The sequence below is a fragment of the Exiguobacterium sp. s7 genome (assembly GCF_018618195.1).
Lineage (GTDB): Bacteria > Bacillota > Bacilli > Exiguobacteriales > Exiguobacteriaceae > Exiguobacterium > Exiguobacterium mexicanum_A.
This window is the reverse complement of the sequence record NZ_JACSLO010000006.1, coordinates 188,496-199,235: the sequence shown is the minus strand read 5'-3', so window position 1 is coordinate 199,235 and position 10,740 is coordinate 188,496. Positions and strand designations below refer to the sequence as shown.

Annotated in this window: 10 protein-coding genes; 3 read left to right on the top strand and 7 right to left on the bottom strand. The window is 56.6% G+C overall.

Annotated elements, in window-relative coordinates:
• Nucleotides 1-92: 92 nt before the first annotated feature.
• The 4 genes from KNP79_RS09860 to KNP79_RS09845 form a co-directional block, all read right to left on the bottom strand.
• Nucleotides 93-947, bottom strand: coding sequence for a polysaccharide deacetylase family protein (locus KNP79_RS09860; protein WP_215192225.1), 855 nt, complete (start codon nt 945-947; stop codon nt 93-95).
• A complete protein-coding gene (gene pgaD, locus KNP79_RS09855; protein ID WP_215192223.1) occupies nt 947-1,426 on the bottom strand; it encodes a poly-beta-1,6-N-acetyl-D-glucosamine biosynthesis protein PgaD in 480 nt (159 codons plus the stop codon). Before pgaD ends, KNP79_RS09860 begins: the two co-directional genes overlap by 1 nt.
• Nucleotides 1,384-2,643, bottom strand: a complete 1,260-nt coding sequence (gene pgaC, locus KNP79_RS09850) for a poly-beta-1,6-N-acetyl-D-glucosamine synthase (protein WP_214751406.1) — start codon at nt 2,641-2,643, stop codon at nt 1,384-1,386. Before pgaC ends, pgaD begins: the two co-directional genes overlap by 43 nt.
• Nucleotides 2,644-2,762: 119 nt before the next feature.
• Nucleotides 2,763-2,915, bottom strand: a complete 153-nt coding sequence (locus KNP79_RS09845) for a hypothetical protein (RefSeq protein ID WP_165571738.1) — start codon at nt 2,913-2,915, stop codon at nt 2,763-2,765.
• Nucleotides 2,916-3,134: 219 nt separating this feature from the next.
• Between KNP79_RS09845 and KNP79_RS09840 the strand changes: the two genes are divergently transcribed.
• Nucleotides 3,135-4,376 (top strand): UDP-glucose dehydrogenase family protein, encoded by a 1,242-nt coding sequence (locus tag KNP79_RS09840; protein WP_215192221.1) that lies wholly within the window; start codon nt 3,135-3,137, stop codon nt 4,374-4,376.
• A 34-nt stretch (nt 4,377-4,410) separates the two neighbouring features.
• Here KNP79_RS09840 and KNP79_RS09835 read toward each other — a convergent pair whose 3' ends face one another.
• Nucleotides 4,411-4,884: a DinB family protein gene (locus KNP79_RS09835; RefSeq protein WP_058764471.1), complete on the bottom strand. Its 474-nt coding sequence runs from the start codon at nt 4,882-4,884 to the stop codon at nt 4,411-4,413.
• A 124-nt stretch (nt 4,885-5,008) separates the two neighbouring features.
• Between KNP79_RS09835 and KNP79_RS09830 the strand changes: the two genes are divergently transcribed.
• Both KNP79_RS09830 and KNP79_RS09825 read left to right on the top strand, forming a co-directional pair.
• Nucleotides 5,009-5,737 carry a DUF3784 domain-containing protein gene (locus KNP79_RS09830; protein WP_215192219.1) on the top strand — a complete coding sequence of 243 codons (729 nt, stop codon included), beginning with the start codon at nt 5,009-5,011 and terminating at the stop codon, nt 5,735-5,737.
• On the top strand, nt 5,734-6,000 hold the full coding sequence (locus KNP79_RS09825) for a hypothetical protein (RefSeq protein WP_215192217.1): 267 nt from the start codon (nt 5,734-5,736) through the stop codon (nt 5,998-6,000). The genes KNP79_RS09830 and KNP79_RS09825 overlap by 4 nt, the downstream gene beginning before the upstream one ends.
• A 31-nt stretch (nt 6,001-6,031) precedes the next feature.
• Here the strand turns inward: KNP79_RS09825 and KNP79_RS09820 are convergent, their stop codons facing one another.
• Entirely contained in the window at nt 6,032-8,740 is a 2,709-nt protein-coding gene (locus KNP79_RS09820; RefSeq protein WP_215192215.1) for an EAL domain-containing protein, read from the bottom strand.
• A 115-nt stretch (nt 8,741-8,855) separates the two neighbouring features.
• Nucleotides 8,856-10,502: a C40 family peptidase gene (locus KNP79_RS09815; RefSeq protein ID WP_251132937.1), complete on the bottom strand. Its 1,647-nt coding sequence runs from the start codon at nt 10,500-10,502 to the stop codon at nt 8,856-8,858.
• Nucleotides 10,503-10,740 lie beyond the last annotated feature (238 nt).

Genomic DNA, 10,740 nt, shown 5'->3' with positions numbered 1-10,740 from the left:
CCATAAAAAGGAGAAGAGGCCACCTGGCGCGAACGAGTCGCGCCAGGTGGCCTCTTTCTTATAAATCTACTGAGTTATGTCCCAGCCTCATTTCATAGACGCTCGAAATACGGTTTGACGAACAACTCGAACAGCTCTGCGTCGAGCAAATAACGATTCGAGTAGAACGGGTCGTTATCCGGCGTGATCGGATTCGGGCTCAAGATGAACGCCTGTTCGAACCCGAGGTCCTGCACCGTCTCGGTGACGGCGTCGCTCGTGTTGCCGAACGGATAGGCAATCGTCGTGACGCGCGTCCCGAGCTCTGACTCGATGGCGGCGACACTCGTCTCCAAATCTTGCCGGAGCTCATCTTGCATGGCTTCCGGCAAGAACACGGCGCCTCCGTCTTTGACGTAGTGCATGTCATGCGTATGTGTCCCGAAGTCGGCGAGTCCGCTCGCCTGCATGTCCTTCAGTTCAATCCACGGGGCGAGGTCCAAGTTTTGGAACGCCTCGCCAACGTGACCGGTGATGATGAACAGCGTGAACGGGATTTGCTTGTCTTTTAAAATCGGGAACGCGTTTTCATAGACAGTGTGGTCGACGTCGTCGAACGAGATCCAGACGCATTTGTCCGGAATCGGTTCACCGGCGCGATAGCCGAGCAAATCGGCCTGCGTCGCGAAGTGAACGCCCTCCTCTTGGAGCCACGTCATCTGCTGCTCGAACTCGTCGGCGTAGACGTTGTAACGAACAAGTTCGGACGATCCGGTCACGTTCTCGACGAGCTTGTTCCACGTGTTCGGTCGTTTGACCCGATGATAGTTGAGCCCGAGACAGACGTTCTCGGTCGGGAGGAGTGCCGCATCGGGCACATTCTCATGTGTCGTTGAAGATACGTCGTACACTTTCCAGGCGATGCCGCAAATAATCAGAAGAGCGAGAAGCCATTTGACGTAGCGCATTATTTCAACTCTTTCACTGGGTTTTCTGTGAACACGATGACCTTGTCGGATTGAAGCCGGGCGATATCTTCCGGTTCCATCAAGTCGAGTTTAAGCCAATCGTCGAGCGTTGTGTCTGTCGGCATCTGCCGACGGTTGAGCGGGCCGTACTTCCGCTTGTTGTACGTCCGCCACAAGAACAGCAACAGGGCGGCGATGAACGATGAGACGAGCCCGAAGTAGAGCAACTCACGGATATCGGCGTTCGTGACGTTCAAGGCGGTCTTGAGGATGGCGATATAGCGGTCGTTTACGTCGACGACGGCACTCAAGAAGAACCATGTGACGATGAACGTGTAGAACCAAAAAACGACTGTGAGCAACAGCTCAATCCCTTTGCGGAACACGTTCTGTTTCGTCTTGACGAGAATCTCTTGCTCGTAATCGTATAACTCACTTACAGGCTGCTTCTCCGTGTCCCCCGGTCTGGTGAACTCCATGTCGCATAGCCTCCTTTCACACGGGCTCTAATCGCTTTCGGCGTCGCCGCGATGACGACGAACGTGTTGAGCATCCAGTAGATGACCGGATACCAAGCGGCCCAGACATAGTATTTGAACACTTTATCGTAACGGGCGTCGTTCCAGAGCGAGATAATCAGCTGGACGTGGCTGACGAGGACGAGCGCGAACGAGTTGTACGTGAACCAAATCAACATGTCCTGCCACGTATCGGCCGTCGCGAACAGATACACCGTGACGATGAGCCACGCATACGCCCAAAGGACGCTGACGACCTGTTCGATATAGACAGGCCAAATCCGGCGTTGGCGCCAGTCTTTGAAGATGTCGAAGTGACGCAAGACGACCTCTTGCCCGCCTTGCGACCAGCGCACGCGCTGTTTCCAAATGCCGGAGATTGACTCTGGGACGAGCATCCAGCAGAGGGCGCGCGGCTCATAGCGGATGTCCCAGAAGTTCTTCTGGAGCTTCCACGAGACGGCGATGTCCTCGGTGATCATGTCGCGGTCCCAAAGACCGACCGACAGCAATGCTTTCTTCCGGAACATGACGATAACGCCGGAGACGGTCATGATTTTACCCATGACGCGCTGCGTCCGTTTGATGGAGCCGATAATCGACGAGTATTCGACGAGCTGCATTCGGCTAAGGAGCGTGTCGCGGTTGCGGATGCGCGGGTTGCCGGTGACGGCGCCGACGCGTTCGCCGCGATTCAAGAAGTGACGGACGAGGTAGTACGGTGCCTCTTCACTGAGGAAGGCGTCCGAGTCGACGCAAAGCAAGTACTCGGAGCGGGCGGCGTGGGCGGCCATATGTAGCGCGTTCGCCTTGCCTCGGTTCTCATGACAGTCGATGACGCGCAAGCGCTCGTACTCGTCGGCGAGTCCGACGAGAATGTCGCCGGTCTTGTCACGGCTGCCATCGTTGACGGCGATAATCTCAAAATTTGGATAGGTGAGACGGTCCAAGTATTCGATCGTCTCGGCAATCGTCTCTTCTTCGTTATAACAAGGAATCAAGATACTGATGAGCGGCCATTCCCGCTCGTTCAAATCGAGTTCTTCCTCTTTCTCCCGCGTCAAGCTGAATAAGAGAGCGCCTGAAATCCAAAACAGCGCCATGAAGAACGGATACCAAAACACGAATTGGGCCAGTGGTTCGATCCAAGGTGCGATGTCGAGCCCGTAAAAATTCATAATTGTCTCCCCTTATTTTCAAAAAAACCATGTACTGAACGTATGATAGCATCAAAAAATTGTTTTCCCATATTTAGCGAAAAAATTGTACGGAAATTCAAAAAGACATTCGACGTGTGTCAAATGTCTGGGTGCTTGTTCAAGTTCGTCCGTCTGTCTTTGCGCCATTTCCAAACGAACAAACCGATCAGCGCGAGGACAGGGGCCGCAACCCAAGGGCGGGCTTCGATGATGGAGACGAGTTCGAAAATCGAGAGCCATCCGCTGATCATGATGAGAATCAGCAGGAAAGTCTTGAGTCCACCTCGAATAGGAAACCAGTAGAACACGAAGAGCGTAATCAAAAAGAAAGCGAGCAATCCCATGCGGTTATTCCTTTCTAGCCTCATTTTGACTCATTATAGCAGAGAATATTCAGAGAGTGTTAGAGCCTTCCCTTGCACGCCGCTTTTCGGTACTGTTAATAGAAGACTATTGAAGGAGGAACTATCGTGAAATTTGGAATCATCGGCCTTGGCTATGTCGGGCTGGCCACCCTGTGTGGGCTAGCAAAAGCGGGGCATGAGGTCATCGGTGTCGAGAAAGACCAGCCGAGACTGCTCCGTCTCATGAACGGGGACGTCCCGTTCCACGAACCGGGCATGGCAGACGTGTTACGCGATCATCACGGTTCAATCACATTCACGGACTCGATTGCCGATACAGAAACGGTCGACTACCTCGTCCTCGCCGTCGGGACGCCGAGCAAGCAAGACGGAAGCTGTGACTTGACGTTCGTCGACGCGGCCTTGTCCGAGGTCGCGTCGAAACATAAAATCATCATCCGCAGCACGGTGCCGCCGGGGACGACCGACATGTTGTCGGTCATGTACCCAGCCTATACGTTCGCCGTCGTGCCGGAATTTCTTCAAGAGGGGCGTGCCCTCGCCGACGTGTTGAAACCGCACCGCGTCGTCATCGGCAGTAACAACCTCGAGATGTGTGAGGAACTTGCCGGTATCTATGGACGCCTCGGGGTGCCAATCGTCTGTACATCACCGATTGACGCCGAGTTCATCAAATACGCCTCGAACGCGTTCCTCGCCACGAAAATCAGTTTCATCAACGACTTGGCACGTCTCGCCGATAAGGCGGGGGCGGACATCACGACGATCGCCGATGGGATGGGTCTCGACCCGCGCATCGGACGTTCGTTCTTGAACGCCGGCCTCGGTTACGGGGGCTCGTGCTTCCCGAAAGACATGCATGCGCTCTTGAACGTCGCCCACGAGAACGAGCTCGACTTGCCGGTCATCAGCGCCGCCATGCACTCGAACGACGCCCAGATGGGTTACGTCGCCTCGAAAGTCGAGCACAAGAGCGGCCTCAAGGTCGCCTTCCTCGGTCTCGCCTTCAAACCGGGTACGGACGATATGCGTGACGCACCGTCGGTCACGCTCGCTCGCCACTTGGCGTTGCGTGAAATTGACATCATCGGCTATGACCCGCTCGCCAAGTGGGACTATCCACAGGCGATGACGGTCGAGGCGGCGCTCAAAGGAGCGGACGTCGCCATCCTCGTCACGGAATGGGACGAGCTCGTCAACTTGAAGCCGGAAGCGTTCGACGGGATGCGGACAAAACGGTTAATCGACGCTCGTAACGCGTGGAAATATGCATGCGACCCGGGTACTGTCCAATACGAAGGGATTGGCCGGATGCAAAACAAGGCGAATACGCCGTCATCGATGTGACGAAAGGCGAGACCCCGCGGGGCCTCGCCTTTTTTCACGCCTTCATCTGTTCTTTCGTCGGGCCCATGACGCCAGGGACCGTGAGTCCCGCTTGACGGAGGAGCACCGTCATTTGGCCGCGGTGGTGCGTCTGATGGTCGATCATCATGCGCAAGACGGCACCGCGCGGTTGCTTCGCGCCGTGGACGTCGACTTCTTCGAGCAGGTACTCGTCCGAGAACTGTTCGGCCGCCTTCGCGATCTCATCGGCGTAACGCGCATATTGATCGGCGATCAATGCCGCGTCGGTCGGTTGTGTCAAACTCTTCAGGGCCGACAGCCGGAAGCCGAGCAAGTTCGTGAAATAACCGAGCGCGGTCGTCACGTGCCAACCGATCCAGCCGAGTGAGTTATGGCCGGGAACGATTTCCTGGCCGAGCGCCTCGTCGGTGACGGCGCGGAGCACGTCGAGCGTGCCGGTCGATGACTTGGTCCAATCTTGTAGAAAGTCTGCTTTTGTCCGATACATCGAATTCCTCCTTGAGCGTTCTGACTCCAGTATAAGATATCGTCCAAGTCATTGGCACGCCTTATGATTTTGAAACATTTGGTCCGTTTTTCTCGTACACTATAGTAGAAAGGGGGACACCTCTATGTGGGGACTCGTGATTGCAGCACTCATTTTATTCTTGCTCGGATTTGCCGTCCATCGCTTGGGCTGGCATTTCCTCATCTCGGGATATAACACGATGAAGCGTGAGGACAAGGCGCGTGTGGACATCAAGGCGGTGGCACGATTGCTTGGCTTCATGTGTTACGGCATCGCAAGCATCTTTCTCGTCATCGTCGCCATCGACATGTCTGGTCTCGACATCCCGCTCGAGCCGTTCTTCCTGCTCATCGTCTTGCTCGTCGTCGTCACGCTATGGCGCAGCCAAAAGTATGACGGGAATATTTTTGATGAGCGCGGGAAACTTCGTCCCGGCGGCAAAAAACGGCTCATCCCGCTCGTCCTCGTCTTGACGCTCATCTTGGGTTTTGTCGGAGGTCTCTTGTTCTGGTTCAACCAACCGACCGAGGTGACGTTCACCGACTCGGCGCTCGTCATCGAAGGCAGCTACGGCGAGACGGTGCCATACGATGAAATCGAAACCGTCACGTTGACGTATCGGCCGAGCCTCGACCGCCGGACGAACGGTGCCGCCGTCGGCTCACGCTTGACAGGTCACTTCCGGACGACAGGCGGGGAAGATGTGCTCGTCTTCCTTGACCGGGATATCGAGGCCGCCGTTCGCATCGACTGGAGCGGCAAGCCGATCTACGTGAACGTGGAGTCGAACGAAGCGACGGAGGCGTTGTATGAGGAGGTACGATTGAAATGACCCAACCCTGGTACACACGTCATATGCCGTTCTTCTTCTTGACGTTTTTGTTCGCACCGCTGACGTTACTGCTTCTCGTCTGGCGCTGGGAGAAGTTCGAGGGCCATGAGCGAGGCGTCAAGCTGTTCTTCGCCATCGGGATGACGATGTTCATCGTGTTCGGGCTGTTGCCACGCAGTTCGCTGCCCGTCATCTTGCCTGTCATCGGACTGTTGATCGCGTTGAAGCTCGTCTTTAATCTCCTCAAACGAAAAACCGGCTGACATGTGTCAGCCGGTCGAACGGGGCCCTCGCTTAGGCGAGACGGCCTCTTTTTTCATTCACCCACGCCTCGAACGCAATCGTGTCGAGGGCCGGGGCGTAGTAGTAACCTTGGCCAAGCTCGACGCCTTCGGCGAGGATGCGGTCCAAGTCTTGCTTCGTCTCGATTCCCTCGGCGAGCGAGGTCAGTTCTTGTTCGCTCGCGAATCGGGAGACGGCGCGGAGGAACGACGTGCTGTCCTTCGCTTTTCCGCTGACGTACATGCGGTCGATCTTCACTTCTTGGATCGGCAAGTGCCAGATCGCTTCGAACGAGGCGTAGCCGGTACCGAAATCGTCGATCGACAGACAATAACCGAGGTCGGCGATATCTTCGAGCCGCTCGAGTTCGTTCGTATGTGACATGATGTCGGCCGACTCGGTCAGCTCGATCTTCAACCGGTCTGGGAGCCATGGATACGTCTCGACCAAGTCACGTAGCTTTGTGACGATCGACGGGTCGACGGAATGGGCCGACAAGTTATACGACAATGAGATGTCGGTGAACGGGGTATCGCGCCAGGAAACGAGCTGTTGGACGACCAAATCAAGGATCGAGTGCGATAACCAAAGGATTTGATCGGATCGCTCGGCGATGCGGACGAACTCGTTCGGCGGCACGTAGCCGATATCTGGATGCTGCCAGCGCGCGAGCGCCTCGGCCCCGACGACACGGCCCGTCTTCAACTCGACTTGCGGCTGATAGGCGACGGTGATATGGCCTTGTTCGATCGCCTCCGGGAGCGCCTGTTCGATTAAGGCGGCCCATTGGAGCTGGGCGAGGATGCTCGAGTCGTACCAGACGAACGGCGTCCGCGTCTCTTTGGCGTGTTGGAGCGCCTTCGTCGCCTCGAACAGGCAGTCGTTATAGTTCGGCGTCGTATGGGTCGCCCCGATTTGAAGGTGAACGGTCTGGCGTTTCTGGTTGATCAACAGCTCGGTCGGGAACAGCTCCAGCAACTCGGTCTCGTCGACGTTACGGAGCCCTTTCACATACAGCATGAGCGTATCGTCACGGTAGCGGCCGAACAAGTGGTGTGCGTACTTCTCGAGCCGATCCTCGACGTGCCGGGCGAACTCGGTCATGAGCAGGTCGGCATACGTCGGGTCGTACCAGTCGACGAGGTGATGGAAGTCGTTCAGTTTGATCAACAGGAACGTGCCGTCGATGTCTTGTTTCTCCCATGCGCGGAGGAAACCGTACTCGTTATATAGCTCGGTGGCGAGGTCGAAGCGGACGAGCCGGTCGACTTTGCGCTCACGCTCGACACGCTCGGTCTCATCTTCGAGGATGAGGTAATACGTGAGCGTCTCGCCGCGTTTGAGCGGGATGATTTTGACGTTCAAGAAGCGGACGTGCTCACCTTTCAAGTGCAAGATGAACTGGGCACTCGTCCCGTTCTCCGTCACCCCGGCGAGCGCCTCGCGCAACAGGCGGCGTCCCGTGTCGGTGAACAGTTGGTTGATCTCATACAAGTTGCGTTCCCCGAAGAACTGGCGGAACACATCGTTTCGTTCGATGAAGTCGTACGTGTCATCGATCAAGGCGATGGCGAGTCCCGTCTCGGAGAAGAGCGACGACCAGCGCTCGTGATACCGGAGCAGGTCGTCCGATTGTGTCTCGAGCGTGTGCACCGTCGAGTGGACACTGACGGCAATCTCGCGGAGCTCGTCCTCGATGCCGCGGAAGTCATGGTTCGGCGGGAACGATTCCGCGACCGGTTCCGTGCTCGGGTCGATGGCGAGGGCACGGGCCTTCAAGTGCGCCAAGTCGTGGGCATACATCTTGCGTGTGTAGCAGAGGGCGAGCAGAAGACCGGCCGACAACAGAATCGTGAGGAGAAGGGCGGCGATGGCGAGCGTACCGTAACGGTCACGCTCGGCCATGAGCGTGTCATCTGCCGTCGACCGCACGGTTTGAAGGGCAGCGTGTGAGTCCTCATAAAAGCTCGTCCCGTTGACGTAACGGGCCTCGAGCGTCGAATTGGCGGCCGTCACCCGTCCGAGTGCGAGCGCGCTCTCGATCAAGTCTTCGACCGATTTGGTTTTCAGCGACGGATCGGTCGCGACGATGTCTTCGATCAGCCGGGCCTCGTTCGCGATCGTCGAGACCTCGAAGTCGAGCTGGTCTCGGTCCGGCGTCTCGGCGAGCAGGTTCGTCACACCTTCGACGAACGCCATCTGCATCCGCATGACGGCGTCGGTCAATTCATAGGCGGTGTTCGCCTGGGCGGTCCGCTCGAGACCTTGGTAGAGCCAGCGCCGATTGATCGACTCGATGACGTCGAACGGTACGGACTCGAATCGGCTCGACCCGTCTTCGTTCAATGTGTCCTCGAGCTGTTCAGAGAAACGGAGCAGGGCGTCCCGTTCACGCTCATCGACCCCCGTCTCGAAGTCGTCGAGCAATTGAAGATTGTATTGGAGCGCCCGTTCACGGTACGGGGCCGACAACAGGGCGGTCGGTTGCTCGGAGTTCGCCTCGTACAGTTTGGCCGCGTGATGCAAGACGAGGTACGACTCGACCCCGGCCAAGTCAGAGGCATGATTCAAGTCGCGCACCGTTTCATCGACGGCGACGTGCTTTTCTTTCCAGTAATAGCTCAGTCCGAGCCCGAATAACAATACGCCGATGAGACAAGCGACGGCGAGGGCCATCGTGTAAGTTCGGTACGGAATTTTAGCGAATCGATTATTTCCCATCGGACACCTCCTTCTTTCTCTTCCCATTCTATCTTTCGTGTTCGAGTCTTTCGAGGGAAATCCTGCCCCACGAAAAAAAACCCGACAAAGGTCGGGTCTTCCAATGCGCCGAAGGTCACGGTCGTTTGTAGCCGATGACGCGTGATTTCCAATATGGCTCTTTGCTGATCGTGTTGTAGCCGAGTCCGTACGTCCCGGCATGGATGAACGTGTCCGAATCAATCATGATCCCCATGTGTGACGGGCCGGCCGTGTACGTGTTCTCGAAGAAGACGAGATCGCCCGCTTTCGGGACGAACGTCTTGCTGAGCTGTGTCCCGAAATAAGACCCGGACCAATACGTGGCGACGTTCGTGCGGGGCACGCTGTAGCCTGCCTGATTGTAGGCGTAATAGATGAGTCCAGAGCAGTCGAACCCACCGTTGGCCGGGTTCGAGGATGCCCAGATGTAAGGCGTGCCGACATATTTCTTGGCGACCGCGATGGCGGCAAGACTCTTCGCTAGTCCGTCAGACGAGCCTGACGGTGCCGTCGTAGAACCTTTCGGCACCGCTTTGACGTATGAAGCCGCGACAAAACCGGTCGTGTTGCCGATATAGATTTGATGCCAGCCGTTCGACGTTTGGACGACGCGGAGCGTCTGTCCAGCCGTGACGCTGCCGATGACGGCAGAGCTTGTCGAGGCCGAGGCGCGGACGTTGAGCGATGGCGTATTGACGACATAGTCGAACGATTCGTTGCCCGCACCGCCGTCTCCGGCGTTCGGAGTGACCGGCGCGCTCGGTGCCGTCGTCGTCTGTTTCAAGTAACCGGTGCTGACATACCCGCTCTTGCCGTTATACGTGACGTACACCCACGTGCCGCTCTGTTTCGTCGCTTTGACGGTCGTGCCGTTCGGGATGTTCGTGACGAGGGCGTAACCGATCCCTGGGCCTTGACGGACGTTCAAATTCGCCGTCGTGACGTAAGACTGGTTGATGCTCTCTTCTTTGATGGCCGGTTTCGACGGTGCGACCGGTTGGCTCGGCGTCGTCGGAGTAGTCGGTTTGACGGATGAATTCGTCAAGTAGCCGTTATGTACCCAACCGGTCTTCCCGGCATAGCTGACTTTCGTCCAGGCACCGCTCGTTTTGATCGGTGTGAGCGCTTGACCTTTCGGGATGGTGACGAGTACGTCGTGCCACGTCCCTGCGGCGCGGCGCAGGTTCAAGTCGGCTGTCGTCACGGTAGTGTCGCTTGACGTGACCGGTGTGCTCGGTGTGGCTGGAGTCGGTGTGCTCGGTGTGCTCGGTGTGGCCGGTTTGACGGATGCGGTCGTCAAGTAGCCGTTATGTACCCAACCGGTCTTTCCGCCATAGCTGACTTTCGTCCAGGCACCGCTCGTTTTGATCGGCTTGAGCGCCTGGCCTTTCGGGATCGTGACGAGCACTTTATGCCATGTGCCTGCGGCGAGGCGCATGTTCAAGGCGTCTGTCGTCACTTGCGTCGAACTTGACGTCGCCGTTGTAGCGGCGGGTTTTAATGTGCTCGGGGCGCTCCCGCTCAATTTGAGCGTTTGGCCGATGGCGAGACGGTCAGAGCTTAAGTTGTTGCTTGCTTTCAACTGGGCGACCGACACGTTATGTGTTTGGCTGATCGACCAAAGTGTGTCACCGGCACGGACGACGTGTGTGCTGGCTGCTGCGACTTCGTCGGCCTGGGCGATGATGCTTACGGCGGCGATGGCTGCGAATGAGTACATGAGGCCGGACTTAGGGGACATGGGGTCACTTCCTTCTCTTCAATTTCAATTGACAATTATCGACAGGTAAAACGATACAAGTTTATTGTAGGGTTTACACATACGGCAAGCAATGGTGGAAATGGCTCAATCAGTGGATTCCGTTGAAAATAAGGTCAATAATTTTGGGCGTGGACGAAGAAGAAGTACTAAAGAAACAGGGTAATCGAAAATTGACTTTCTGTTGAATTTTGGAAACCTATTTATATATCTTTTCGTG

What these genes read in the sequence shown, in the direction of transcription:
- KNP79_RS09860 (WP_215192225.1), bottom strand. Translation starts at nt 947, where the DNA reads ATGCGCTACGTCAAATGGCTTCTCGCTCTTCTGATTATTTGCGGCATC.
- pgaD (WP_215192223.1), bottom strand. Translation starts at nt 1,426, where the DNA reads ATGGAGTTCACCAGACCGGGGGACACGGAGAAGCAGCCTGTAAGTGAG.
- pgaC (WP_214751406.1), bottom strand. Translation starts at nt 2,643, where the DNA reads ATGAATTTTTACGGGCTCGACATCGCACCTTGGATCGAACCACTGGCC.
- KNP79_RS09845 (WP_165571738.1), bottom strand. Translation starts at nt 2,915, where the DNA reads ATGATCAGCGGATGGCTCTCGATTTTCGAACTCGTCTCCATCATCGAA.
- KNP79_RS09835 (WP_058764471.1), bottom strand. Translation starts at nt 4,884, where the DNA reads ATGTATCGGACAAAAGCAGACTTTCTACAAGATTGGACCAAGTCATCG.
- KNP79_RS09830 (WP_215192219.1), top strand. Translation starts at nt 5,009, where the DNA reads ATGTGGGGACTCGTGATTGCAGCACTCATTTTATTCTTGCTCGGATTT.
- KNP79_RS09825 (WP_215192217.1), top strand. Translation starts at nt 5,734, where the DNA reads ATGACCCAACCCTGGTACACACGTCATATGCCGTTCTTCTTCTTGACG.
- KNP79_RS09820 (WP_215192215.1), bottom strand. Translation starts at nt 8,740, where the DNA reads ATGGGAAATAATCGATTCGCTAAAATTCCGTACCGAACTTACACGATG.
- KNP79_RS09815 (WP_251132937.1), bottom strand. Translation starts at nt 10,502, where the DNA reads ATGTCCCCTAAGTCCGGCCTCATGTACTCATTCGCAGCCATCGCCGCC.